Source organism: Mesorhizobium norvegicum (assembly GCF_004919685.1).
Classification (GTDB): domain Bacteria; phylum Pseudomonadota; class Alphaproteobacteria; order Rhizobiales; family Rhizobiaceae; genus Mesorhizobium; species Mesorhizobium norvegicum.
The window spans coordinates 37,062-61,818 of record NZ_SMYZ01000001.1 but is presented as its reverse complement, the minus strand read 5'-3'; the positions used below and the strand labels follow the sequence as shown (position 1 = coordinate 61,818).

The 24,757-nt window shown below is 62.4% G+C and carries 29 protein-coding genes; 9 read left to right on the top strand and 20 right to left on the bottom strand.

Annotated elements, in window-relative coordinates; genetic code table 11:
- Positions 1–78 precede the first annotated feature (78 nt).
- Positions 79–558 (top strand): Lrp/AsnC family transcriptional regulator, encoded by a 480-nt coding sequence (locus tag FCU66_RS00320; protein WP_126068622.1) that lies wholly within the window; start codon positions 79–81, stop codon positions 556–558.
- A 76-nt stretch (positions 559–634) separates the two neighbouring features.
- On the top strand, positions 635–1,777 hold the full coding sequence (locus FCU66_RS00315) for a flavin-containing monooxygenase (RefSeq protein ID WP_136619994.1): 1,143 nt from the start codon (positions 635–637) through the stop codon (positions 1,775–1,777).
- An 18-nt stretch (positions 1,778–1,795) separates the two neighbouring features.
- Here FCU66_RS00315 and FCU66_RS00310 read toward each other — a convergent pair whose 3' ends face one another.
- From FCU66_RS00310 to FCU66_RS40965, 6 genes are all read right to left on the bottom strand, one after another.
- Positions 1,796–3,904, bottom strand: a complete 2,109-nt coding sequence (locus FCU66_RS00310) for a molybdopterin-containing oxidoreductase family protein (protein WP_136619995.1) — start codon at positions 3,902–3,904, stop codon at positions 1,796–1,798.
- An 83-nt stretch (positions 3,905–3,987) separates the two neighbouring features.
- Positions 3,988–5,865, bottom strand: coding sequence for an ABC-F family ATP-binding cassette domain-containing protein (locus tag FCU66_RS00305; protein WP_136619996.1), 1,878 nt, complete (start codon positions 5,863–5,865; stop codon positions 3,988–3,990).
- A gap of 135 nt (positions 5,866–6,000) precedes the next feature.
- Complete coding sequence (locus FCU66_RS00300; RefSeq protein WP_136619997.1) at positions 6,001–6,450, bottom strand: Ros/MucR family transcriptional regulator; 450 nt, start codon at positions 6,448–6,450, stop codon at positions 6,001–6,003.
- A 162-nt stretch (positions 6,451–6,612) separates the two neighbouring features.
- Complete coding sequence (locus FCU66_RS00295; RefSeq protein ID WP_136619998.1) at positions 6,613–6,816, bottom strand: hypothetical protein; 204 nt, start codon at positions 6,814–6,816, stop codon at positions 6,613–6,615.
- Positions 6,809–7,735 carry a DMT family transporter gene (locus FCU66_RS00290; protein WP_136619999.1) on the bottom strand — a complete coding sequence of 309 codons (927 nt, stop codon included), beginning with the start codon at positions 7,733–7,735 and terminating at the stop codon, positions 6,809–6,811. Before FCU66_RS00290 ends, FCU66_RS00295 begins: the two co-directional genes overlap by 8 nt.
- Positions 7,736–7,780: 45 nt before the next feature.
- The gene (locus FCU66_RS40965; protein WP_168992008.1) at positions 7,781–8,614 is read right to left on the bottom strand and encodes a hypothetical protein; all 834 of its coding nucleotides are present in this window, start codon (positions 8,612–8,614) and stop codon (positions 7,781–7,783) included.
- 110 nt (positions 8,615–8,724) lie between these two features.
- Between FCU66_RS40965 and FCU66_RS00275 the strand changes: the two genes are divergently transcribed.
- Positions 8,725–9,684 (top strand): LysR substrate-binding domain-containing protein, encoded by a 960-nt coding sequence (locus FCU66_RS00275; RefSeq protein ID WP_136620000.1) that lies wholly within the window; start codon positions 8,725–8,727, stop codon positions 9,682–9,684.
- A 168-nt stretch (positions 9,685–9,852) separates the two neighbouring features.
- Here FCU66_RS00275 and FCU66_RS00270 read toward each other — a convergent pair whose 3' ends face one another.
- Positions 9,853–10,365 (bottom strand): DinB family protein, encoded by a 513-nt coding sequence (locus FCU66_RS00270; protein WP_136620001.1) that lies wholly within the window; start codon positions 10,363–10,365, stop codon positions 9,853–9,855.
- Between the two features lie 60 nt (positions 10,366–10,425).
- Between FCU66_RS00270 and FCU66_RS00265 the strand changes: the two genes are divergently transcribed.
- Positions 10,426–11,118: a glutathione S-transferase family protein gene (locus FCU66_RS00265; RefSeq protein WP_136620002.1), complete on the top strand. Its 693-nt coding sequence runs from the start codon at positions 10,426–10,428 to the stop codon at positions 11,116–11,118.
- A gap of 87 nt (positions 11,119–11,205) precedes the next feature.
- On the opposite strand, the gene FCU66_RS00260 is transcribed toward FCU66_RS00265, so the two are convergent.
- Positions 11,206–11,466: a DUF2934 domain-containing protein gene (locus FCU66_RS00260; protein WP_136620003.1), complete on the bottom strand. Its 261-nt coding sequence runs from the start codon at positions 11,464–11,466 to the stop codon at positions 11,206–11,208.
- Between the two features lie 170 nt (positions 11,467–11,636).
- Between FCU66_RS00260 and ndk the strand changes: the two genes are divergently transcribed.
- Both ndk and FCU66_RS00250 read left to right on the top strand, forming a co-directional pair.
- Positions 11,637–12,059 (top strand): nucleoside-diphosphate kinase, encoded by a 423-nt coding sequence (gene ndk / locus FCU66_RS00255; protein WP_136620004.1) that lies wholly within the window; start codon positions 11,637–11,639, stop codon positions 12,057–12,059.
- A gap of 145 nt (positions 12,060–12,204) precedes the next feature.
- Positions 12,205–12,813, top strand: a complete 609-nt coding sequence (locus tag FCU66_RS00250) for a class I SAM-dependent methyltransferase (protein ID WP_136620005.1) — start codon at positions 12,205–12,207, stop codon at positions 12,811–12,813.
- Positions 12,814–12,846: 33 nt separating this feature from the next.
- Here the strand turns inward: FCU66_RS00250 and FCU66_RS00245 are convergent, their stop codons facing one another.
- The 7 genes from FCU66_RS00245 to FCU66_RS00215 all read right to left on the bottom strand — a co-directional run bounded on the left by FCU66_RS00245 (position 12,847) and on the right by FCU66_RS00215 (position 18,469).
- Complete coding sequence (locus FCU66_RS00245) at positions 12,847–13,116, bottom strand: hypothetical protein (RefSeq protein ID WP_136620006.1); 270 nt, start codon at positions 13,114–13,116, stop codon at positions 12,847–12,849.
- A gap of 164 nt (positions 13,117–13,280) precedes the next feature.
- The gene (locus FCU66_RS00240; protein ID WP_136620007.1) at positions 13,281–14,045 is read right to left on the bottom strand and encodes a YbaY family lipoprotein; all 765 of its coding nucleotides are present in this window, start codon (positions 14,043–14,045) and stop codon (positions 13,281–13,283) included.
- A 144-nt stretch (positions 14,046–14,189) separates the two neighbouring features.
- Positions 14,190–14,666, bottom strand: a complete 477-nt coding sequence (locus FCU66_RS00235) for a molybdenum cofactor biosynthesis protein MoaE (RefSeq protein ID WP_126068613.1) — start codon at positions 14,664–14,666, stop codon at positions 14,190–14,192.
- A gap of 1 nt (position 14,667) precedes the next feature.
- The gene (gene moaD / locus FCU66_RS00230) at positions 14,668–14,925 is read right to left on the bottom strand and encodes a molybdopterin converting factor subunit 1 (RefSeq protein ID WP_136620008.1); all 258 of its coding nucleotides are present in this window, start codon (positions 14,923–14,925) and stop codon (positions 14,668–14,670) included.
- Between the two features lies 1 nt (position 14,926).
- Positions 14,927–15,523, bottom strand: a complete 597-nt coding sequence (pgsA, locus tag FCU66_RS00225) for a CDP-diacylglycerol--glycerol-3-phosphate 3-phosphatidyltransferase (RefSeq protein WP_023673449.1) — start codon at positions 15,521–15,523, stop codon at positions 14,927–14,929.
- 100 nt (positions 15,524–15,623) lie between these two features.
- Positions 15,624–17,708, bottom strand: a complete 2,085-nt coding sequence (gene uvrC / locus FCU66_RS00220) for an excinuclease ABC subunit UvrC (protein ID WP_136620009.1) — start codon at positions 17,706–17,708, stop codon at positions 15,624–15,626.
- A complete protein-coding gene (locus FCU66_RS00215) occupies positions 17,705–18,469 on the bottom strand; it encodes an SDR family oxidoreductase (RefSeq protein WP_136620010.1) in 765 nt (254 codons plus the stop codon). The genes uvrC and FCU66_RS00215 overlap by 4 nt, the downstream gene beginning before the upstream one ends.
- 413 nt (positions 18,470–18,882) lie before the next feature.
- On the opposite strand from FCU66_RS00215, the gene FCU66_RS00210 reads away from it, so the two are divergent.
- Entirely contained in the window at positions 18,883–19,539 is a 657-nt protein-coding gene (locus FCU66_RS00210) for an outer membrane protein (protein WP_136620011.1), read from the top strand.
- A gap of 126 nt (positions 19,540–19,665) precedes the next feature.
- Here FCU66_RS00210 and FCU66_RS00205 read toward each other — a convergent pair whose 3' ends face one another.
- Positions 19,666–20,262, bottom strand: coding sequence for a glutathione S-transferase family protein (locus tag FCU66_RS00205; protein WP_136620012.1), 597 nt, complete (start codon positions 20,260–20,262; stop codon positions 19,666–19,668).
- A 118-nt stretch (positions 20,263–20,380) separates the two neighbouring features.
- The gene (locus tag FCU66_RS00200) at positions 20,381–20,857 is read right to left on the bottom strand and encodes a GNAT family N-acetyltransferase (protein WP_342778100.1); all 477 of its coding nucleotides are present in this window, start codon (positions 20,855–20,857) and stop codon (positions 20,381–20,383) included.
- A 311-nt stretch (positions 20,858–21,168) separates the two neighbouring features.
- On the opposite strand from FCU66_RS00200, the gene FCU66_RS41550 reads away from it, so the two are divergent.
- Both FCU66_RS41550 and FCU66_RS00190 read left to right on the top strand, forming a co-directional pair.
- Positions 21,169–21,735 carry a hypothetical protein gene (locus FCU66_RS41550; RefSeq protein WP_181956516.1) on the top strand — a complete coding sequence of 189 codons (567 nt, stop codon included), beginning with the start codon at positions 21,169–21,171 and terminating at the stop codon, positions 21,733–21,735.
- A gap of 440 nt (positions 21,736–22,175) precedes the next feature.
- Positions 22,176–22,487 (top strand): transcriptional regulator, encoded by a 312-nt coding sequence (locus tag FCU66_RS00190; RefSeq protein ID WP_136620014.1) that lies wholly within the window; start codon positions 22,176–22,178, stop codon positions 22,485–22,487.
- Between the two features lie 22 nt (positions 22,488–22,509).
- On the opposite strand, the gene FCU66_RS00185 is transcribed toward FCU66_RS00190, so the two are convergent.
- From FCU66_RS00185 to FCU66_RS00175, 3 genes are all read right to left on the bottom strand, one after another.
- Positions 22,510–23,124: a LysE family translocator gene (locus FCU66_RS00185; protein WP_136620015.1), complete on the bottom strand. Its 615-nt coding sequence runs from the start codon at positions 23,122–23,124 to the stop codon at positions 22,510–22,512.
- A 103-nt stretch (positions 23,125–23,227) separates the two neighbouring features.
- A complete protein-coding gene (locus FCU66_RS00180; protein WP_136620016.1) occupies positions 23,228–24,064 on the bottom strand; it encodes a DMT family transporter in 837 nt (278 codons plus the stop codon).
- On the bottom strand, positions 24,061–24,639 hold the full coding sequence (locus FCU66_RS00175) for a TetR/AcrR family transcriptional regulator (protein WP_136620017.1): 579 nt from the start codon (positions 24,637–24,639) through the stop codon (positions 24,061–24,063). The genes FCU66_RS00180 and FCU66_RS00175 overlap by 4 nt, the downstream gene beginning before the upstream one ends.
- Positions 24,640–24,757 lie beyond the last annotated feature (118 nt).

Here is a 24,757-nt window from a genome sequence, read left to right as displayed (position 1 = left end):
ATATATTGCAGGATGGGCGCAAAGAGCGCTGTAATATGGCCTCCCAAATGCAAGTTTGTTTCGCCAGGGATATCTCCATTGCCTGTATCGCCACCCTCGCTCGACAGTTTCGATCTCGCCATCCTTGCCATCCTGCAGCGCGACAACACGACGCCGCAGCGGCTGATCGGCGAAGCGGTGAACCTCTCGGCGCCGGCGGTGCAGCGCCGCATCAAGCGGATGGAGCAGACCGGCGTCATTGCCGGCAATGTCGCGGTCATCGAGCCGGCGGCTGTCGGCCAGCCCATCACCATCTTCGTCGAGGTGGAACTCGAGAGCGAACGCGCCGAACTGATCGACGCCGCCAAGCGGCAATTCTCGGCGACCCCTGAAGTCCAGCAATGCTACTATGTCACCGGCGAGGCCGACTTCATCCTGGTCATCACCGTGGCCGACATGGGCGCCTACGAGGCGCTGACGCGAAAACTGTTCTTCGACAGCAACAATGTCAGGAAGTTCCGAACTTTCGTTGCCATGGACCGGGTCAAGGTCGGACTGACGGTGCCCCTGCCCGGCTGAGCGTTGCTGGCACGGCAGGTTCCGGCTGCCATGCTTTTGCCATTCTCCGGAAGCGAATTTGTCGGCGGAGGCGCGCTTGGACGACACCACACCAGTTGCGATCATCGGTGCCGGGCCGGCGGGCCTGGCCATTGCCGCGTGCCTGCGACAGGGCGGGCAGGACTTCGTCCTCCTCGAAAAAGAGCAGCAATCCGCACCCGCCTGGCGACGCCACTATGAGCGCGTCCATTTGCACACGACCAAACGCTATTCCTCGTTGCCCTTCGCGCCCTTTCCCAGGGATTATCCGCGCTATGTGCCGCGCGATCTCTTCGCCGACTATCTCGATGCCTATGCGCAACGTTTCGATCTGCGGCCCCGATTTGGGGAAACGGTGCGGGCGATCAACCGGCGGGGCAGAAGCTGGCTCGTGGACACGACGACAGGCCCCCTGCACGCTTCACAGGTGGTGATTGCGTCGGGCAACAACGCGGAGCCGCTGATGCCCGGATTTCCCGGCGCCGATGCCTTCAAGGGCAAAAGACTGCATAGCGCCGACTATCGCAACGCCATGCCTTTTGCCGGCCAGTCGGTGTTGATCGTCGGCATGGGCAACACCGGCGCCGAGATTGCGCTCGATCTGGTGGAAGGCGGCGCGCGACCGACGATTTCGGTGCGCGGCGGCGTTCATATTGTGCCGCGAGAGCTGCTTGGCGTGCCCATCCAGATGATCGGCATGGCGGCGCGCCTGATGCCGCAACGCATCAACGATGCCTTGTTCCCCATCATCCTCGACCTGGCGCTGGGCAGGCTGGAGACATACGGGCTCAGGCGGCCGCAGCAAGGAATGCTGCAGCAGATCGCCGTGGCGTCGCGCATTCCGACGATCGATATCGGCACCGTCGGCAAGATCCGCGAAGGCGCGATCAAGGTCGCACCCGATATTGCCGAGATCACCGAACAAGGCGCCCGTTTCACCGATGGCAAGCAGGGCGAGTTCGATGCGATCATCTTCGCCACCGGCTTCCGACCAGGCTATGCCAGATTGCTGGAGCCCGGCGTCCAGCCAGGCCGCAGCGGCGTGAATGCGAGCGCTTCAGACCTCGGTCTTTATCTCATCGGCTTTCACAATCCGGTCACCGGATTGCTGCGCGAAATCTCGATCGAGGCTGAGCAGATCGCTGACGACATCCGCCTCCGGCGAAACCGAAAGAAGGCAGCCGAAACCCTGCCGGTATGATCTGAGTTCTCGCCGACCTCACCCAGCCGCGCGCAGCCAGACCTTGTTGTCGTGGAAGGCAGCGCCGCCATAGGGCGCCGGCGCATCGGCGCCGGTCAGCACGTTGATGCCTTCGCCGCGCTCATGCGCGCTGTTTGGCCAAATGCCTTCGGCGATGACGACGCCGCGCTTGATCCCGTCAAACAGCTTTGCATGCAGCACGACTTCGCCGCGCGTGTTGCCGACCTCGACACGATCGCCGTCGGCCAGCCCAAGTGCTGCGGCATCGTCGGGATGCAGCAAGAGTTCCGGCCGGCCTTCCCTGGCCTTCGACACCGGCGTCTCGGAAAAGGTCGAATTGAGGAAGTTGCGTGCCGGCGAGGTCGTCAGCCGGAACGGATGCGCCTCGTCGGCGACCTCGATCAGGTCGACATGGTCGGGGAATTCCGGCAGCCGCGCCACCGGGCCGAACAGACCCATGCTTTTCGGTGGCCGGTTGGGCGCCGCCTGCCCGGTCCAATCGGCGCGGAAGCGGAATTTTCCATCCGCATGGCCAAATCCTCTGATGAAATGCGCGGTGTCGAAATCCGGTTGCAGGTCGACCCACTTGTCTTCCTTCAAGCTGTCGAAGCTGCCCAGCCCGCGCTTGCCCAGGATGATGTCGATATGCTGCTGCTCGGTCAGGCCAAAACCCGGTCGATCGGCGACGCCGAGGCGCTCAGCCAATTCCTCGATGACGAAATGGTTGGTGCGCGGCCCTTCCGGCGGCTCGATCAGCTTGGGGCCAAGCGTGATGTGCTGGTTGCCGCCGCCCTTGTAGACATCGTCATGTTCCAGGAACATTGTCGCCGGCAGCACGACATCGGCAAGCTTGGCCGTGTCGGTCATGAACTGCTCATGCACGCAAGAGAACAGGTCGTCACGCAGGAAGCCCTGCGTCACCAGCCGCTGTTCCGGCGCGACATTCACCGGGTTTGTGTTCTGGATCAGCATCGCCGTCACCGGCGGGCCGCCATAGAGCGCGTCGCTGGCTCCCGTCAGCACCGGGCCGATGCGCGAATGGTCGAGATAACGGATCGAAGGATCGCGCATCTTCGTGCCTTCCAACACATCCTGGTTGAGCTTGAAGATGCCGGAATTGGAATGGAAGGCGCCACCACCCTCATATTGCCAGCTGCCGGTGACAGCCGCGATGCAAGATGCGGCATGCATGTTGACGGCGCCATTGCGCTGGCGCGCGAAACCATAGCCGAGGCGGAAATAGGTCTTTTTCGTCGTGCCGACCAGCCGGGCGAAGGCCTCGATCTCGGCGACCGTCAAGCCGGTGATCCCAGCCGCCCATTCCGGCGTGCGCGTCACGAGATGTGCTTCAAGCCCTTTCGGGTCGTCGGTGTATTTTTCGAGATAGGCGCGGTCCGCCATGCCTTCCTTGAACAGCACATGCATGACCGCGCAGGCCAGCGCGCCGTCGGTACCCGGCCTCAGCACCAGGCCGAGATCGGCCTGCTTCATCGTCGCGTTCTCGTAGACGTCGATGACGACGATCTTGGCACCGCGCTCCTTGCGCGCCTTGATGGCGTGGGTCATGACGTTGACCTGCGTGACCACCGCATTGGTGCCCCAGATCACCACGCAATCGGATTTCGCCATCTCGCGCGGGTCCGGCCCGCGCAGAGCGCCGGCCCCCATCATCCAGCCGGTCCAGGCGAGATTGGTGCAGATCGAACCGAAAAAGCCGGAATACTTTTTCGCGTGGCGCAGCCGGTCGATGCCGTCACGCTGCACCAGCCCCATCGTGCCGGCATAATAATAGGGCCAGACCGTCTCCGAGCCGTACTTCGCCTCGGCCGCGATGAACTTTTCGGCGACGAGGTCGAGCGCTGCTTCCCAGCTCGCTTCCTTCCAGGCGCCGTCGCCCTTGGCACCAGTGCGGATCAGCGGCTTCAGCAAACGGTCGGGATGATGGACGCGATCGGCATAACGCGCGACCTTGGCGCAGACGACACCGGCGGTGTACGTATTGCTCTTGGCGCCATGGACGCGGCCGATGCGGTTGCCGTCAAGCAACTCGACCTCAAGCGCGCAGGTCGACGGGCAATCATGAGGACAGGCCGAATGACCGATTCTGAGCTTGGCATGCTGGTTCATGGGGTTTGTCTAGCGGGTTTCAAAGGGCGCGTGTAGGGCCAGATGATTAGCTAATCTCCCCCCTCGTGGGGGAGATTACGCACTCACTCCGCCGTGCCTTCCTCATATTCGGCCGACATGGTCAGCCACTTTTCCTCGTGGCCGGCCAGCGTCTGGGTCAGTTGCGAGCGCTCCTTGGCCAGCCGCGTCGCTGTCGACGGATCCTTCTCATAGACCGCCGGATTGGACAGTTCATCCTCGATGCCGTCGATGCGCTTGCGGATGCGGTCCATCAGCGCTTCGGTGGCGCGGATCTCCTTGGCCAGCGGCTCGAAGGCGGTGCGGCGTGCCGCCGCATCACGACGGCGATCGGCCTTGGACGCCTTATCAGCCTCGCGCTTGCCGCGGCGGTCGCCGGACACGCCGGTGACCAGCGTCTTGTAGTCTTCGAGGTCGCCATCATACGGGTTGACCGCGCCGTCCTTGACCAGCCACAGCCGGTCGGCCGTCGCCTCGAGCAAATGGCGATCGTGCGAGATCAGGATGACGGCGCCGGGAAATTCGTTCAGCGCATGGATCAGCGATTCGCGGCTGTCGATGTCGAGATGGTTGGTCGGTTCGTCGAGGATGAACAGGTTCGGGCCTTCGAAGGCCGACAGGCCCATCAACAGCCGCGCCTTCTCGCCGCCCGACAGATCCTTGGCGGCGGTGTTCATCTTCTCGGTCGTGAGGCCGAACTGGGCGACGCGGCCGCGCACCTTCGATTCCGGGGCCTCCGGCATCAATCGGCGGACATGCTCATAGGCGTTCTCCTCCGGCCGGAGATCATCGAGCTGATGCTGGGCAAAGATCGCCACCTTCAACCCGGGCGCCACCGTCATGGTGCCGCTCTCCTGCTTGAGCCGGCCGGACAGCAATTTGGCGAAGGTCGACTTGCCGTTGCCGTTGGCGCCGAGCAGCGCGATGCGGTCGTCGGCGTCGATGCGCAACGTCATCTTCTTGAGGATAGGCTGCCCGTCGGTGTAGCCGACATTGACGTTGTTCAGCGCCACGATCGGCGAGGCCACCGTCTTTACCGGTTCGGGGAACGAGAACGGCCGCACTGAATCGTTCACGATGGCCGCGATCGGCTTCATCTTTTCCAGTGCCTTGATGCGCGACTGTGCCTGTCTCGCCTTGGAGGCCTTGGCGCGGAAGCGCTCGACGAAGGATTCCATGTGCTTGCGGGCGGCTTCCTGCTTGACGCGGCCCTTCTCCTGCAATTCCTTCTGCTCGGTGTATTGACGCTCGAACTGGTCGTAGCCGCCGCGCCAGAAGGTCAGCTTCTTCTGGTCGAGATGAACGATCGAGTTGACGGCGCGGTTGAGCAGGTCACGATCGTGCGAGATCAAAAGCACTGTGTGCGGGTATTTCGACACATAGTTTTCCAGCCACAGCGTGCCTTCGAGATCGAGATAGTTGGTCGGCTCGTCGAGCAGCAGCAGGTCGGGCTCGGCAAACAGCACCGCAGCGAGCGCCACGCGCATGCGCCAGCCGCCGGAGAAGGACGAGGCCGGACGGCGCTGCGCCGCGTCGTCGAAGCCGAGGCCGGCGAGAATGGTGGCGGCGCGGGATTCGGCCGAGTGCGCGTCGATATCGGCCAGCCGCATATGGATGTCAGCGATGCGGTGCGGATCGGTCGCCGTCTTTTCTTCTTCGAGCAGCGCCGTGCGTTCGAGATCGGCCTTGAGCACGATCTCGATCAGCGGGTCCTCGGTGCCTGGCGCTTCCTGCGCCACCTGGCCGATGCGGGTGCTCTTCGGCAGGCTGATCGAGCCTGTCTCGGACGGGAAATCGCCGGTAATGGCCTTGAACAGCGTCGTCTTGCCGGTGCCGTTGCGGCCGACAAGGCCGGCCTTGGTGCCGGCCGGCAAGGTCAGCGAGGCATGGTCGAGAAGCAAACGTCCGGCCATGCGGAGCGATAGGTCGTTGATGATCAGCATGGCCGCGCTTTTGCACCGGACATCAACGCTTCGCAAGACCTTGTGGGCCAGTTGGCCGCACAAGGTCTCGAAACGACGCCCGCGAGGGCGCCGTCAAAGCAGTCGAACAGTGGCTCGCCTACCGGCAGGCAGCGCTCAGGCAGTCGCCTTGCGCTTCGTCGCCTTGGCCACAGTGGCCGGCGCTGCTGCCGGCTTGCGGCCAAGTCCTGTCGACTTTGCCAGCGCCGACCGTGTCGCCGAGTAGTTTGGCGCAACCATCGGATAGTCCGGCGGCAAGCCCCACTTGGCCCGGTAGTCGTCCGGGCTCAGGCCATAGTCGGTCCGCAGGTGCCGCTTGAGCGACTTGAACTTCTTCCCGTCGTCAAGGCAGATGATGTAGTCGGGAAACACCGACTTCTTCGGATTGACTGCCGGAACCAGGTTTGGGGTTTCCGCGACAACTGCACCAGCGAGCTTGCGGACCGAAGCGCTGACGCTGGCAATCAATTCGGGCAGACCGGAAGCCGGAAGCGGATTGTTGCCTACATAGGCCGAGACAATATCGGCCGTCAGCTCGATAACGGTCTTATCATCGATATTTGACAATTCTTTCACCTTATTTGCGACAAAATCATCCACCCCAGCGAAGACTTGTGTCGATGTATCTCTTTAACCGCGTCCCCCAACGGACCGCCAAGTCTCAAAAAGGAATCAAGAATCGGCAAAAGTATCTTTCATGCGAAATCGGCGCTATGCAAATTAGAAAATCTAATACTTGGAACTAGCAGACTTCGCGGCAGGACTGTCGGCCAATATCTCCAGAATACGCTTCCAGCGGGCGCAACGCCCGAAATCCTTTTGTTCTATCGCCTTTTCGGCCTTCATCGCGGCGTAGAGCGGCGCCTCGGCGCCAAACTCCTTGACCAGCCAATGCGCTTCCTGAATGGCCAGGCGTTCATTTTCGTCAAACATGGCTTTCGGCCTCCGAACGTTCCACACCGACCGCGATACAACTGCCGATGACGAGGACGGCTCCGACAATGGCCGTCATCGTCAGCCGTTCGCCGGACAGGGTCAAAAGCAGGGTCGAAGCGATCGGCGTGAGATAGGCGACGACCGCGACCTTGCCGCTGCCTTCGAGCTTCAAGGCGCGTGACCAGAAATAGTAGCCCAACCCCATCGGACCGGCGCCCAGATAGAGGCCGAGAGCCAGGTCCGTACCGACGGGCCAGGCGAAGCCGTCGCGAACGCACCAAAGAAACGTCAAGGCGACGCCGATCAGCGCCGATGGCAGCAACAGCCGATCCGGCGAGGTGGCAACCCGCCCCACCATGATCGAATAGAAGGCCATGCATAGGGCGGATCCGAATGCGGTGAGATAACCGACGAGATCGCCCTGGAGCCAGGACTGGTTACGCCCTCCCGAAATCACCAGTGCGACGCCGATGAAGCCCACCACCGCGGCAAGGCCCAGCAGTGCCGGGCGCCGCGGATTCTCCAAGGCGATGACCGCCGCCGCGACCATCAACGGCCAGGTGTAGGCCATCAGATTGGCCTCGATCACCGGCATCGAAGCGAAGGCGATGTATTGCAGCACCATGGTGCCGACCAGACCGATGAAGCCGACCGCGAGAGAGATGAGCGCGGCCCCGGCCGTGACCGGCGCGGCTCTTTCCCGGCTCATCAGCCGGATGACGGCGAAGACGAGTGCAGCGCCTGCAAATTGCAGGAACTGCACCTGCGACACCGGGTGGCTGGCCAGCAGGGATTTGCCGACCAGTGCATTGGTCGACCACAATGCAACCGCGCCGGCAGCGAAGGCCAGCGCGGATATCGAGCCTGATCCATGCCGAAACAACCGGCCTGGGACTCTATTTTGCTGTCCGACCATGATCCTGTCCGGAAACCGGTTCCCACTTTTCGGGATCATGGTTCATTACCATGATTCCCTGGCTCCGCCCGGAACCGGCGTGTCGACGGGCGCGGGCACCGGATGCTCTGCCTCGAACCGGCGATAGGCCGGCAGCTGGTTGGTCCAGACATCTTCGGCCAGCTCGTTGACCCAATCACGGTCGTGGTCGTTGTCGGCGGCGAGATAGAACATGCGGTTGTCGTCGACATAGGGCTTGGCCACCGAGCGCTGGTTGAGCACCAGCGTGACGCGCTCGCCGAACCGGATCGGGGCGGTGCGATGCAGGACGCCCAGGAACTGCCCGAGCGTCGCGTAGTTCATCTTGTGATCGATGCGCATGACACGGTTGCGCGGGATCTCGCGGCCGGATTCGAGGATGGCGCGGCCGGTTTCGGAGTCGTCGCAGTAGATTTCGAGGTGACCGCCGACCAACGGATTGCTGATCGACAGCGGAATGAGCTCGGTGACCGGAACGCCATCGCAATGCCATTCCACGGCGCCGTCCTTGGGGTTCATGAAGGTGACCGTCGAGCCGACGATCGACAGCGGATAGGGCTCCAGCTTGGTGCCCATCATGTCGGACAGCCGCTCCAGGCGCAGCTTGTCATGCAGCAATTCCTTGATCTCCGGGATGAAACGATCGGCCCCGGTGATGAAGGTCAGATCGAGGTGCTTGTGCACGGCATGGCTGGCCTTGAGCTTCAGAGCAGCCTCCTCGATCGCGGCAAGCAGCGCCGGGTCATAGCCGTGCAAATATTGCGCGACGCCGAAACTGGACACTTTCCAGGCTGTCTCATGGCCGATGATGGCTTCACGGCTCATCGCATAGCGCAGTTCGGGAATGGTATGGGCGTTCATTCTACTTCTCCAGGATGGGGGCAACACTTGGTGAACAGTCGATTAATTCACCCACCCCTGTAAAATTAGGAATGCTGGTGCTAGTGTAAGCCAAGCTTAAGGTCGAAACCGTGCGTCTGCTCAGTCAGGTCAACCTCAATTCGCTAAAAATCGTGGAGAGTGCTGCGCGGCACGGGAATTTCACGCGTGCCGGCGAAGAACAGTTCATCACCGCTTCAGCGGTCAGCCAGCGCGTCAAAAGCCTCGAGGATCAGCTGCGCTTCAAGATCTTCCAGCGCGGCGGCAATGCGGTGTCGTTGACGCCGGAGGGCGAGACCTATGTCTCGCGTGTTCGCGAGGCGCTGGAGCGAATCGTCGCCGCCAGCATGGAAGCGACCGGGCAATCACAGGAGCATGTGTTGAAGATTTCTGTGTTGCCGACTTTTGCCGCACGCTGGCTGTTTCCGCGTCTGCCGCTGTTCCAGCGGCAATACCCGGACATCGAGATGCGCGTTTCGACCTCCTACGCGACGCATGAGTTCACGACTTCCGAGTTCGACCTTGAAATCCGCTATGGCGACGGTCACTTTCACGGGCTGCAATCGGATCTGCTGTTTCGGGAAGACCTGACGCCGGTGTGCAGCCGCAAGCTGTTCCGTGAAGTCCTCGGCGACAAGCCGCTGTCAAAGGTGACACCGGACGACCTCAAGCACTTCACGCTGCTGCATTCCGATACCTGCACCCAGAACTGGCAATCCTGGCTCGGTTTTGCCGGCGCCAGCTTCGTGCTCAGCGAGACCAAAAGCATCTATTTCGACTCGTGCATGATGTCCTACGAGGCAGCCAATTCCGGGATGGGGTTTGCTGTGGCCAACCGTGCCTATATGGCCAGCGACATCCGCGCCGAAAGGCTGGTGGCTCCATTCGCCGTCCACCATCCGAACACGGCTGGTTGGTATTTCGTCTCTCCCCCAAAAAGCCTTGCCGCACGCAAGGTCCTGTTGTTCAAGCAGTGGGTGATGGCGGAAGCGGCTCTGACGCAGTGCCAGATGGACAGCGAAATAAGGGGCGAAGCTTCGGCCGCTATCTGAATTTCAGGCAAGCATTTGGTCGTCTGCCGATGAGATTTGACCGGCAAGAGCAAGTTGAGAGCCACAGATTGCGGCCCGATGTAAGGACGATGCTTCAGCACAAAATGCAGCGATAGTGGGCGCGGAGCCCTCAGCCTTCGGACTCACAACCGCCAAACATCGCAGGGATCAGGCGAAAGCCCTGCCCTCTTCGGTGCGCTGGAAAAGCATCAGATCCAACCCCAGGCTTGGTCGTCCCAAGATGGTCAGAATCGTATGCGCCTGGCCGCGATGGTGGGTCTGATGGTTGAAGACATGATCCAGCGCCGGCGCCAACCTTTGCGAGACCGTGCGCATGTCCGAGACGGTCATGTAGGTGAAGCGGCCCGTCAACGCCTTGTCGCTGAGGCCACCGACCCAATCGATGATCCTCCGGTCCTCGGCTTCACGCGCCATCCGCAGACCGGTCAGCCCGCGATGCAGGATAGCGTCCAGCGTCGTCGGCGCGTCGCCCTCGCCTGTGAAGCGCTTCATCCAGATGCGGTCGGCCGTCAGCAGGTGATTGAGCGTGCCCATCATCGATCCGAAGAAGGCGCCGACATTGCGATTGAATTCCTCGTCGTCGAGCTCGGCGGCGGCATCATAGATGCGGCCATTGGCCCATTGATTATAGGCCGCAAACATCATGAAATGCTGTCTCATGGCTTCCCCTCGGCTCGCGTCGATGCGGGGCCTACCTAACCCGCAGGAACGCCGCCGCCAATGACCATTCTGCTCTATGACCTCGTCGGACGCGACACCACACGTCCGTTCAGCCCGCATTGCTGGAAGGTGGCGATGGCTCTTGCCCACAAGGGGCTCGACATATCAACCGCGCCGACGCGCTTTCTCGAGGTACCCGCTGTCGAGGGCGGCGTTTCGAAAACCATTCCGGTGATCCGAGACGGCGAGACGGTCGTCGCGGATTCCTTCGCCATCGCGCTCTATCTCGATGAAACCTATCCGGACCGGCCGACGCTGTTTGGCGGTGAAGGCGGCAAGGCGACGGCGCGCTTCATCGAACGCTGGTCGCAACTGACCATCCATCCCTATGTGACCACCGCGGCGATCATGGACCTTCATGCCATGCAGGACGCGGAAAACGCCGCCTATTTCCGCCAGAACCGGGAGCAGCGTCTGGGCAAGCGGCTGGAAGACGTGATGGCAGCCCGAGACGCCGGGCTCGGCACCTTCAGGGCCTCGCTGGAACCATTGCGTTCAATGCTCGGCTATCAGCCATTCATCGGCGGCGCGTCGCCGCTGTTTGCCGACTACATCGTCTTCGGCGCGCTGCAATGGGCGCGCATAGCCTCGCCTTACCAACTGCTCGACGACGGCGATGTGGTGGTGCAGTGGTTCGCCCGCTGCCTCGACCTGCATGGCGGGCTGGGACGAAAAGTGGCTGCGGCAGCGTGACGCCGCAACGCCTGCCCTTGCCGCAAGGCAGCACGAGGGCCGTCAATATCCTGCAAAAAAGGTCAGCCGCGAGGCGATAGCCAGGCCTTACTTGGCCGCCGCCTTCTTTGGCTTGCTGGCCTTCGTGGCAGCCTTTGCTTCCTTGGGGGCGGCTTTTGCCTTGCTGGCGCCAGCTGCCTTCTTGATTGGCTTCTTGGCTGCCGACTTCCCCGCGGCATCCTCCTGGTCGACATCGGCTGCCGCCTGATGCCAATGACGCTCATGGTGTCCAGCCGGCTGTCCCTCTTGCAGCCAGATCTGATGAGCGCGGTTGCGAATGCGTTCCTGACGATCGTCTGTCATGGTCATGTTGCCTCCATGCGGGCCGACTTCAGCGCGGCGCCGACACGCCAGTATAGCAAGCAACGCGTTGCTGTGCAGCCTCCGCCTCGCGGACCGTTCCTCACCCCTTGGCAATGGGCCGGGCGGCTTGTATAGAGCCCGCCACTCTCAATTCCATTCTCAGACAAGGACGACCCATGGCGCTCGAACGCACATTTTCCATGATCAAGCCGGACGCAACCCGGCGCAACCTCACCGGCGCCATCACCAGGATGCTGGAAGAGGCAGGCCTGCGCGTCATCGCCTCGCGCCGGGTCTGGATGAGCCGCCGCGAAGCTGAAGGCTTTTATGCCGTCCACAAGGATCGCCCGTTCTTCGGCGAGCTGGTTGAATTCATGTCGTCGGCACCGACAATCGTGCAGGTGCTGGAAGGCGAGAACGCCATTGCCAAGAACCGAGAAGTGATGGGCGCCACCAACCCGGCCAATGCGGCCGACGGCACCATCCGCAAGGTTCATGCCTTGTCGATCGGCGAAAACTCGGTGCACGGCTCCGATGCGCCGGAGACCGCGGCAGAAGAGATCAAGTACTGGTTCTCGGACACCGAGATCGTCGGCTGAGCCGACAGTCCAGATCTTGGATCCCGTAAAAAGGCCGGCGTTTCGCCGGCCTTTTTCATGGCCGAACAGTCAGTCTCGTGTGCGAACTGCATGTACTAGGGTGAGACATGGAGCGTATATTGCCAACGATGGAGCCCACCTCAGCATGACCAGTGCCATTCCAGGTTTCTTCCAAGGCACGGAGATGCCGAACAGCGGCTGGTGGGAGGCGCTGTGGCCCGACCCCGCCGCCGTGCTTTCGGCAACGGGGATCAAGCCAGGCATGGAGGTGATCGATCTGTGCTGCGGCGACGGCTGGTTCACGCTGCCGATCGCCAGGGTGGCCCGCCATGTCGTCGCCATCGATATCGACGCCGATCTGCTCGAAGCCGCCGAACACCGGTTGGCCGAAAGCGGCGCGACGAATTGCGACTTTGTCGCAGGCGACGCCTATGACCTTGCAAGGCTGGCGCCTCGACCCGCCGATTTCATCTTCATGGCCAACGCCTTTCACGGCGTTCCCGACCGGCCGCGTTTGGCGCGCGCGGTGCGGGCGGCACTCGGTCCGGGCGGCCGTTTCGCCATCGTCAACTGGCACCAGCGCCCGCGCGAAACAACGATCGTCCAGGGCGAGCCCCGCGGACCGAGGACCGAATTGAGGCTGTCGCCGGAGCAGACCGAAGCGGCCGCCGAGGCGGGTGGCCTCAGGCTCGCCGACCTGGTCGAGGTGCCGCCCTATCACTACGGCGCCGTGTTCGAACAAACGACGGCTTGAGAGGCCCGCCGCCCCCCCCGCGGCGGGTTCTGGTCACTTCGGCTGACGATCTTTTACGTTCGCATGGGCGTTCGCTGCTGCCGTGTCGGTGGACGGTGTCTGAGTATCGGCACCCGCAAATGGACTACCCTGCCCAGGCGCGAGATCGCCGCTGTGGCCGGCCTTGTTGGTCGTGAAGGCGTGGCCATCGGCATTGAGACCATGCTGAAGGGCATTGAACAGATGGTCGTCCGCCGTCGCGAGGCCGGTAAGAGCAAGGAGCGATACGCCTGCGGCAGTAAGGATAAGAGCGTGCGTTTTCATCTCTGGACTCCTTTGAGTTAAGCCAGAACGAGCCGCAGCAGGTCTGGCGGCTTCAACGAAGGGATATTCGAAAATATCCCCTTTGCCTTGCCCGCCATGTCTGAGAGAGAAACGCTTCCCTTGCCCAAATTATTCCGGAAAAGAGTTGGCGATCCAAATACGCGCTAGCTCGCGGCGCTAAGGCGCAGGATTTCGCGGCCATCCTTGTCTGATATGACGAGCTTGCCGGCATCGACACTGTATGATGCGGCCTTGGCCAATGCATCGAACAGCGCCTTTTCCTCAGCCATGATCTCGGGCGCGCAGGCCTTGTAGGTCGAGCCTATGTCGCTGATCGCGATCGCCTGGCCGTCGACCTTGGCGGTGGCGAAATAGGTGTTGCACGGGCCGCTGCCGCCTGCCTTGCCAGCCTCACTGACCCTGAACGTCGCTTGCGGGGCGGTGATGGCACCGATGCCGTCGACATAGTCGACCAGCCAGAGCTGGTCAAAGACGGAAACCGCCGGCTCGGCGCTCGGCGTCACCATCTTCAGCATGACGGTCTGCGGCACGTCGGTCAGCGGATCGACCTGATGACGCATATCGGAGATGAACAGGAGCTTGTCGTCGACGGTGATGCGGGCTTGCAACGCGTAAGTCATCTGCGACCGGATGACGGAAGGGTCGAATTTGATCTCGAAGCTGATCGGCACCTGGCCGGCCGGCTTCACTTTCTGCTCGCCGATGATGGTGGCCGGCGCATCGGCAAGCGACACATCGGCAAGCTGGACGGAGAGCACCGCACTGGGCGGCAAGGCAATGCGCTCGCGATAGATCACCTCGCCTCTCACGGAATTTTCAGCGGCAACAGACAGTTCCGGCACGGCCAATATGCCGACGACCAAAGGTACGAAACCGAAGACGAAGAACTCCGCGATCCTGTCCAGCATGACCATCTCCCTTACCCCGGGCCGCCGGTGCCCAGGCTGGCCAATGCCCCGGGCTGCCAATGCCCCGGGCTGCCAATGCCCAAGCTGACCAGCCGCGCTCAATTGGCCAAAGGATTGCGGTCAATGCATGGCTGCGGCGGTATTTTAGTCTGACGATTTCCAGCGGCCGGCGGCCTCGTCGTCGGCCTCCTTGGCCTCGACCCAGCCGCCCTCGGAGCCGTCCGCGCGATGCTCCTTCTTCCAGAAGGGCGCGCGCGATTTCAAATAATCCATGAGAAAGTTCGCCGCCTCGAACGCCGCTTGGCGATGCGCAGAGGCGGTCACCACCAGCACGATGTTCTCGCCGGGCGCGATCTTGCCGTGGCGGTGGATGGCGGTGAGGCCCTGCAACGGCCAGCGCTCCACCGCTTCAGCAGCGATGCGGGCGATTTCGGCTTCGGCCATGCCGGGATAGTGTTCGAGCTCAAGCGCCGACAAGGTGCCCTGCTCGTCGCGGCAAAGGCCAGAGAAAGAAACCACGGCGCCGATATCGGCGCGGCCTTGCGTCAGTCTGGCGATCTCGGCGGCGACGTCGAAATCCTGCGCCTGAATGCGCACGACAGGTACGACCGCACCGGTCATGTCAGCCCCCGGTCATCGGCGGGAACAGTGCAATCTCGCGCGCGCCTGCGATCTTCTCGCGGTGCTCGACATGTTCCTGGTTGATGGCGACGCGGATCACGTCGGGATATTGCAGCGCATGCTCGTATTCCTCGCCGCGCGATTTCAGCCAGCGCAGGAGATCGGCGACCGTCTCGATGCCAGTAGGCAAGTCGACGTCTTCCTCAGCCACGCCGATGCGCTCGCGCACCCAGGCAAAATAGATGAGCCGGGTCGTCATCTCACTCGTCCATGATGTGCTTGAGGCCGGCGCGGAAATAATCGTAGCCGGTGTAGAGCGTGACCAGGGCCGCGATCCACAGCAGCACCAGCCCGGTCTGGGTGGTCAGCGGGAAGATCTTGTCGCCGGCCGGCCCGGCCAGCAGGAAGGCGATGGCGACCATCTGGATCGCGGTCTTCCATTTTGCCAGCTGCGTCACCGGCACCGAGACTTTCAGCGCCGCCAGATATTCGCGCAGGCCAGAGACGAGGATTTCGCGGCACAGGATGATGATCGCCGCCCACAGCGACCAGCCGGCAATGCCGGCATGGCGGTCGGTGTCCGCGGCCAGCAGCAGCAGGCAGGTGGCGACCAGCAGCTTGTCGGCGATCGGGTCAAGCATCTTGCCGATGTTGGAGGTCTGCTGCCAGGCGCGCGCCAGGTAGCCATCCAGATAATCGGTGATCGAGGCGAGCAGGAAGATGATCAGCGCCGACCAGCGGGCGAAGTCGCTCGACTTCAAATGTCCTTCGAGAAAAAAGCACAGCACCACCAGCGGCACCGCGACGATGCGGGCGTAGGTGAGCATATTGGGCAGGTTGAACGCGCGCTTGGCCATATCCGGGGAACTCTTTCTGCCTGCCTACTCAAATCAGAAGCGAATGTGGGGGGTCAACAGGCTAGAATCGATTGGCCAGCCGAAAATAGCATCCTGGCTGTCAGCTCTCATGGAAATGATTGTAGACTAGTTTCGCCACCTGCTCGGAAATACCGTCGACTTTCCTCAAATCCTCGATGGCGGCGCGGCTGACCGCCTTGGCGGTGCCGAAGGCCAGCAGCAAGGCGCGTTTGCGGCCCGGACCGATACCGCTGATCTCGTCGAGCGGGCTCTTGACCATCTCCTTCTTGCGGCGCGCACGGTGCGAACCGATGGCGAAACGGTGGACCTCGTCGCGCAGGCGCTGGACAAAATAAAGCACGGGATCGCGGACCGGCAGCGAAAACGAATCCCTGCCCCTGACGAAGAAGCGCTCGCGGCCGGCATCGCGGTCCTGGCCCTTGGCAATGCCGATCGCCACCACCCGGTCCTCGATACCGAGATCCGAGAGGATCTTGCGCACCGCCGTCATCTGGCCTTGGCCGCCGTCGATCAGGATGACATCGGGCCAGGCCGGGAAGCTGCCGGAGATATCGTCTTCGATATCATCGCCCGCTTCGGCTGCCATCGCCTCGCCTGCCGCCGCATCGTCGGCCACGGCAACATCGCCATGCTCCTTGAGCAGCCGCGAAAACCGCCGCTCCATCACCTCGCGCATCATGCCGAAATCGTCGCCAGGCGTGATCTCGGTCGAGCGGATGTTGAATTTTCTGTACTGGTTCTTCACAAAACCTTCCGGCCCGGCAACCACCATGGCACCGACAGCATTGGTGCCCATGATGTGTGAGTTATCATAGACCTCTATGCGCACCGGCGGCTTAGGCAGGCCGAAGGTCTCAGCAAAGCCGGCCAGCAGGCGTCCTTGTGTCGACGTTTCGGCCAGCCGGCGTCCGAGCGCCTCGCGCGCATTTTGCAAGGCGTTGTCGGTCAGGTCCTTCTTCTCGCCACGCTGCGGCACGGAGATCGCGACCTTGCGGCCGGCGCGGGTGGAGAGGGCCTCGGCCAGCAGTTCCTGATCCTCGACGCCATGCGACAAAAGAACGGTCCGCGGCGTCGGCTTGTCGTCATAGAACTGCGCCAGGAACGACCCCAACACCTCCGCCGCTTCCAACGCCGGATCGGCCTTGGGGAAATAAGCGCGGTTGCCCCAGTTCTGGCCGGTGCGGAAGAAGAACACCTGGATACAGACCTGGCCGCCTTCCTGATGGATGGCAAAAACATCAGCCTCGTCGACTGTCGCCGGATTGATGCCCTGGTGGCTCTGCACATGCGACAGGGCGGCTAGTCGATCGCGATAGATCGCGGCGCGCTCGAAATCGAGAGCTTCCGACGCTTGCTGCATCGCGGCCGAGATTTCCGTCTTCACCTTCTGGCTGCGGCCGGACAAGAAGTCCTTCGCTTCGCCGACCAGCTCGGCATAGTCCGCGTGCGAGACCTCTCCGGTGCAGGGGCCGGCGCAGCGCTTGATCTGATACAACAGGCACGGCCGTGTGCGGTTCTCGTAAAATGAGTTGGTGCAGCTGCGCAGCAGAAAGGCGCGCTGCAGCGAGTTGATGGTGCGGCCGACAGCGCCAGCCGAAGCGAAGGGGCCGAAATAGTCGCCTTTGCGCGAGCGTGCGCCGCGATGCTTGTAGATACCAGGCGAGACATGATCGCCGGTCAATAGAATATAGGGAAACGACTTGTCGTCGCGCATCAGCACATTGAATCGCGGCCGCAAGCGCTTGATAAGATTGGCTTCGAGCAGCAGCGCTTCGATCTCGGTGCGGGTGACGACGAACTCCATCGTCGATGTCTCGCGCACCATGCGGCCGATGCGGGTGGTGTGGAAGCGGCCTTGCGCATAGCTGGTGACGCGCTTCTTCAGGCTGCGCGCCTTGCCGACATAGAGCACATCGCCGGCGGCATTCATCATGCGATACACGCCCGGCGCATTGGGCAGCCGCTTGACCAGCGTCTGGATCACCTCCGCGCCGACCATGCCTTCGGCGTCGCCGGCATGCGGCGTCCAGTCGATGGCGGTGAAGGCGACATCGGGACCGGCTGGTTCGACGATCTCCTCGACCGCCTCGTCCTCGAGGTCGATCTCGGGTGGCAGATCGTCGGTACCACCGCGCGGCTTGTTCTTGTGGTCTACAGGACTCATTCCGCCATGCCTGTCACATCGGGCGTCTGCCACGCAAGATGCTGGCCACCATCAAGCGCAATCATCTGGCCGGTGACCGAGCGCGCTTCCCAGAGATAGCGGATCGTGGCGCCGAATTCCGGCAATTCCGGGCCGCGCTTGAGGATCAAGCCATCGACTTGGGCGGAAAAATCGCTGTCGTCCTGGCGCGCGTTCTTCAGGGTAGGTCCCGGGCCGATGGCATTGACGCGGATGCGAGGGCCGAGCGATTGCGCCATCATCTGGGTGGCCGTCCACAGTGTCGACTTGGACAGCGCGTAGGAGAAATAGCGCGGCGTCGGCCGCCAGACACGCTGATCGATCATATTGACGATCAGGCCCTCCTGCTCTCCCGGCAACGCCCGGGCAAAGTTCTGCGCCAGCAGCGCCGGCGCCTTCACATGAACGGCAAAGTGCCGATCCCAGGCCCGCCAGTCGAAATCCAGAACCGAATCGTCCTCGAACAGCGACGCATTGTTGACCAGCAGCGATAGCGGTCCGAGCGCTGCTTGCGCCTGGCCGACGAGGTCGCCTACGGCATCCATATCGGTCAGGTCGGCGGCGATTACCGCAGCGCGGCCGCCGCTGGCGTTGATTGCGGCAGCCAACGCATCAGCCTCGATACGCGAGCGGTTGCAGTGGATGGCGACGGCAAAACCATGGGCGGCTAGATCCTCGACGATTGCCCTGCCGATCCGTTTCGCCCCGCCCGTCACCAGCGCGGTGGCAGTGGCTCTGCTCATATGGTGTCAATCCTCAATTTCGGCCCGAAAACACGGTGCCGGCGAAATATGGCCCAGCATGCGTTAAATGGCGTTCGCACCTTGGGCAGCATTGTGGCGAAACGGCCGGTTGGGCGTCCTGACTCATCTTTGACTCGAAGCCGCCCGAGCGGAATATAGGACGCTGGACTCCTTGCACCAAGCGGTGTGCAGCGCAGCATTGAACGGCTCCTGCCATTTCGCTGTTGCGAAGATGCAACGTCAAGGTTCCGCCTCATTCGCGCCGGGTAATGACCCAAGTTCAGGTTCGCTTCAGCCGCATTTTGACACGACATTTGGAACCGACGAACGCCAGATCCGTTTCACCCCCCGGACGGGTAGATGGCGATCGTGAGAAACAAGCCTGTGTCCTGTGGCTTAAGGAGTAAAGAACAATGCAAGCCAATTTCAAATTCGCACGGCCGTTGGCCGTCGCGCTCGGGCTCTTCGCCCTCAGCGGAACCGCCTACGCCGCGGACGTCGTCCAGGAAGAGCCGCCGGCACCCGCGCCGATTGCTGAACTTCCGGTCGCTTCGTGGGCCGGCCCCTATGCCGGTCTGAACGTCGGCTATGGCTTCAGCGGCCGTACCAAGGAAAAGGATTTCGGCGTTGACACCGATACCAAGGGTTTCGTCGGCAGCGTCTTCGGCGGCTACCAGTGGCAGCAGGAGAACTTCGTTTACGGTGCTGAAGCCGAACTCGGCTACAACGGCGTGAAGGGTGACGACAATGGCATCAACTCCAAGGGCGGCTTCGAAGGCTCGCTGCGTGCCCGTCTCGGCTATGCTGTGACCCCGGAAATCCTGCTCTATGGCACCGGCGGTCTCGCCGGCAGAACCCTGAAGGTGGAGGACTCTGTCATTCCCGCCAGCGATACCGCAACCATGCTCGGCTGGACCGCCGGCCTCGGCACCGACATCAAGCTGACCGACAACATCTTCGGCCGTGTCGAGTATCGCTACACCGACTTCGGCAGCAAGAGCTTCGATGGTATCGGCAAGGTCAAGGCCACCGACAACCGCGTCACCTTCGGCGTCGGTATGAAGTTCTAAGTCGTTCAAGCCACGACACGAAAAGCCGGGCCTCGCGCCCGGCTTTTTTGTGCCCGAATTGTCGCCGCGGAGATCGATCGACCACCGCGGGAGGATCCAACTGATCACCCTGGGTGATCGAACCGATCACCCGGGGATGCACGGCCTCAACTCTGGAAACTTCTCGTCGAAGCGCGCTGCCCACCGCGTCAGTCGGGCGCGACCCTTCTCCCATTTTCCGGCAAAGCGCAGCGAGAGATAGCCGAGGCAGGCGCGCAGCGCCATTTGGCCGGCAGTGATCTTCTTCGGCAGCTTCGGCGGGTTGGCGTTGAGCAGATCGAGTGCTGCGGTGATCTTTCCCCATTGGCGATCGAGCCAGGGCTGGTAGACCATCTCCTCAGGGCGCGTGCGCCGTTCATAGACCATCGACAGCGCACAGTCGCAAATGCCGTCCGCCAACGCCTCCAGCACTTCCGCCTCGAGCCGCTTGTCGGGATTGCGCGGGAAAAGCGCGCTCTTCGAAACCCGGTTGAGGTGCTGGGTAATGGCGCGGCTGTCATGGATCGAGCGGCCGTCGTCGAGCACCAGAACCGGGATCTTGCCGAGCGGGTTGGCGATCATCAAGTCGGCCGGCTTCTCCTCGGTCTTGATCGGCACCAGATGAACGGCAATGCCGGCATAGGCTGCTGCCATTCGTACCTTGGAACTGTAGGGAGAAGACGACGCATAGAGCAGTCTGGGCATGATAGGGTTCCTGTTTTGCAGGCGGGCAGTGTTGACCGATCAGGCGCGCTCGAGCAATGGCCAGAAGCGGAAAACCCGGCCGCCAGTGAGCGACGGGTTTGGCAAGTCGGCGCCTGTATCAGCGTCGTTGACCGGGGCCGTTTAGCGAGCGCTCCATGATGATGGTGCGTTCATCACCGTAGTAACTGTCTCGAACTGCCTTGAATCCAAGCCCGGAGTAAAATGACTCTGCCGTCACCGAGGACGGCACGGTCAGCACGGCGACACCGCCCGCGTGCGCCGCTTCCTCGACCTCCGCCATAAGTCGTTTGCCGATACCATGGCCTTGCAGTTCAGGATCCACAAAGACGGATCGAACAATGCTTCCATCGAGGCTGGCTGTTCCAACGATCCTGCCACGCACAACCGCGACAGAAACCCGCCGCTTTCTCAAAAGCGCCAAGACAGCGGATGGGCTGAAGCTCTGTTCCACACGAGCGATGATGTCTCGCGAATAGTCTTTCGCATTGGTCTGTCGCAGAGCTGCCAGGATCACGCGGCTCACGGCTTCCGCATCGTCCTCGTTTGCTCTGCGAATCGTGAGCTCCAAAGTCACTTAACCACCAGTAACCACCAGGCAGCCGACCCGAATTCTGTGCGGAGCAGACAGTGGCGGCACGCGGATCAGCCGGTCGACAACAAAGACTGAAAGGCTTCGCGCCAAGATTTGATCCGCCATTGTTGACGCGGACAAAGCCCCACCGGACTTCGCCCGATGGCGAAGTCCTGGGAGCTGCGAAAAGATATCCTCCGTCCGCCTCTGTTCTCGCCTTCCGAGTGACCAAGCATCAAGCGGGGCGCCAGTCAGGCACCCGCCCTTGACTGTCTCGGCACTGCCCCCGGCGAGGGAAGAAACGCGATTACTTCTTGCCGGCCTTCGCGGGTGCTGCCTTCGGCTTGGCCGCGGGTGCCGCTTTCTTCACCGGTGCTGAAGACTTCGCTGCCGCCGCCTTCTTTGCCGGTGCAGCCTTCGCTGCCGGTTTCTTGGCAGGTGCAGCTTTCGCAGCCGGTTTCTTGGCAGGTGCCGCCTTCTTCACTGCGGGTTTTGCCGCAGCCTTTGCAGCCGGCTTCTTGGCCGGTGCCGCCTTCGCAGCCGGCTTTGCCGCTGCCTTGGCCGGTGCCGCCTTCTTTACTGCCGGTTTTGCAGCGGCCTTTGCTGCCGGCTTCTTGGCCGGCGCTGCTTTTGCCTTGGGCGCGGCCGCCTTCGGCTTGGCAGCAGGTGCTGCTTTCTTCACTGCAGCTGCGACCTTCGCCGTTGCTGCTTTTGCGGGTGCTTTCTTTGCCGGTGCCTTGGACGCCGGCGCTTTGGATGACTGCTTAGCCATGCGATGCCCCTTCCGTTGTGCCGATGGCCGTAATGACCCGGCGCGCTCATGCATATCTGACTCGCGGCTTGCTAGCCAGCGAAGCAACAGACTGATTTCTGCAGCTTAAATTTTGGTTACGGATCGCACACGATCGTGCTGATCGTTGCAAAAATTCGCTGCTGATCTTCGACCATTGCCTAGAGTGTACCGTCGACATTCTCTACATCCTGCGAGACCGTTCCTCCCGTGAAGCTCCGAAGATCAGTCAGCAGCTTTGCGCATCGATCTTCGGTCGCTGATATCATGACCCGCTGCCTTATCGGTGCGATCATCTCGTGCAAGCAGACGATCTATACTGCAAGCTGATAGCCGATCGCTGCATCACCTTGTCAAGCACGATGGCACCACCCGCCTGTGAGTGAATTGACAGACGACTCTACATCACAGAGTATTCTGCATAGGATACTGGAGTGCTTCAATGTCGATCGCACAGGATCAAGCGGCGCTGTCGCCGTTCGAGATTGCAGAGCCCTACGGCAACGACCCCGGCCGCATCGGAGCTGACCGATGAGTGCCGACGAAATCATCCACCAGAGCACGCGGCTCAGGATCATGGCCACCCTGAACATGCTGGAAAGGCGGCAAACGCTGGACTTCAGCCAGTTGAAGGCCATCGTGGACGTCACTGACGGCAATCTCGGCGCGCATCTCGATACGCTGGCCAGGGCCGGCTATGTCGATATCGAAAAGCTGTTCGTCGGGCGCCGGCCGCAGACGCGCATCAGGGCGACGACGAGCGGACGGCGCGCGTTTCGCGGCCACGCCGCGTTCCTGCGCAAAATCCTCGATCAGGCCGAGGCGACGCCGCGCAGAAAATAGCGCGACGATCGCGCAAAACTTCTCAGCGCGTGGCGACCACGGCGAGGCCGGCACCGATCATCACGCCGCCCGCCGCGCGGTTCACGCGACGCACGATCTTCGGCGTGCGCAACAGACTGCGGGCGCGACCAGCGAGGATGACATGGCCGCCGATCACCACGACCTCGACGGCCAGGATCACCATCATCAGCACGCCGAGATGACCAGCGTCGAGCGATGCGCCGACGACATTCGGCAGCAGCGCAACGTAGAACAACGGCATTTTCGGATTGCCGAGATTGAGCGCGATGCCGGTGGCAAAAATCGTCAGCAGCCCGCGCCGTCCGGAGACGGGCTGCAGTTCCGGCACGACGGGCACGGCGGTCCACAGCCTGATGCCCATCCAGATCAAATAGGCCGCTCCGCCATAACGAAGCACCGTCATGACGACCGCCATCTTGGCGGCGATGATTGACAGGCCGAAGGCGGCGAGGATCAGGAAGATGAGAATGCCAACCACCGTGCCTGCGCCATAGGCGATACCCGAGGCGGCGCCGCTGGAGATCGTGCGCGCGACAATCGTCATGTTGTCCGGTCCGGGGCTGGCAGCGAACACGAAGAAGGCAGCCGCGAAGGCAAGGATGGTGGCAAGGTCCATGAAGACTCCCGAAAGTGATCTGTTGCTCTCGGGCATTCAGATTAGCCAGTTTGCCTGTCGGCGCCATCAGGAAAGTTCAGGATCTTCGCGACGCGCATTTTCGTCACGGCTGATAGCCGAGGCAGATGGCGCCGAGCGCGACGATGGCGCAGGCGCCGACCCGCCGCGGCGTCAGCATCTCGCCCAGGAACAGGCGCCCGATGAAGGCCGCGAAGACGACGCTGGTTTCGCGGATCGCGGTGATCGGGCCGGCCGGTCCAAGCGCGAAGGCCGCGACCACGACGCCGTAGGCCAAAAGTGCGAACAGGCCGCCGCCCAGCGCCTTCCAGGTTTCCGGCGCCCGCAGGTCGACGATGAGCCGGCCACGGCAGGCGACGAAGGTCGCCGGCAGCAGGGCGCCGTAGATCAGCAGGACCCAGGCGGTGTAGGCGCCGGCATTACCCGCCGCGCGAACGCCGATCGCATCGACGGTCGCATAGGCGGCGATGATAGCTCCCGTTGCCAGCGCATAGAGTATCGATGTCGTCGCGGCCCTGCCTCTTCCGAGCGAGAGGCCCATGATGCCGCCGGCGACCAGCGCGACGCCGACGGTCTGCGGCATGGTGAGCTGCTGATTGGCGAGGAAGAACCCGCCGAGCGTGACAAGCAGCGGCACGCTGCCGCGAACGATCGGATAGACCTGTCCCAGCTCGCCATATCTGTAGGCGGCCACCAGAAACACGCTGTAGCCGACCTGCAGGCAGGCCGAGAGAACGATATAGAACCAGGCCGGTGCGGCCGGTAGGGCGTGGAAGACGGCGAAGGGAATGGCAAGCGCCGTGCTGGAAAAGCTCATGACGGTGACGGTCCACAACCTGTCGGCCCCGGTTCGCAGAAAGGCGTTCCAGGTCGCGTGCAGAACAGCGGCAAACAGCGCGAGCCCGATGACCAACGGGCTCATTGCGGCCTGCGCGAAGCAGCGATGATGCCCAGGGCCGCCTTGCGGGCGTCGCGAATGGCGGTGTCCGCCTGCCCCATCTGCGCCAGCAAGGTCGCACCTTCGATCAACATCAGCAGTGCCCCCGCCACACTCCCGGCGCGGCCGCGCGGCATCACCTCTTCGAGGATCGACTGCATGCGCCGCTTGAGGCCGTTCTTCTGCCTGGCGGCAGCCTTGAACACCGGATGCCGGGGATCGCCGAACTCGGCCAGCGCATGCGCGAACAGGCAGCCATGGAAATCCGGGCTGCGGAACCAACGTTGGTGCCAGTCGAAGATTTTTCCGATTTTCTGCTCGGGCGTGGCGACCTCTTCGGCGAGGCCGTCGAGCTGGCTTTCAAAACGCCTGGCGCGATAGTCGAGCACCTCGACGATCAGTTCGTCCTTGCTGGGAAAGTGGCGATACATCGTCATCTTGGCCACCTCGGCCTCGGCGATGATCCGGTCGATGCCGGTGGCATGGAAACCGGCGCGCTTGAACAGCGCGTAGGCCGTTTCAACGACATGCTGGCGTTTGTCGGAAGGCAATGATGTCATGATGCCAAGTGTTGAGACAGGTCTGTCTCGTAGCTATGCGACAGATCGCGCCTTCTGTCAACACGGCACACAAAAGCGCCCGCAGCCGATCAAGCCGCAGGCGCGAAAGAGGTTGGAA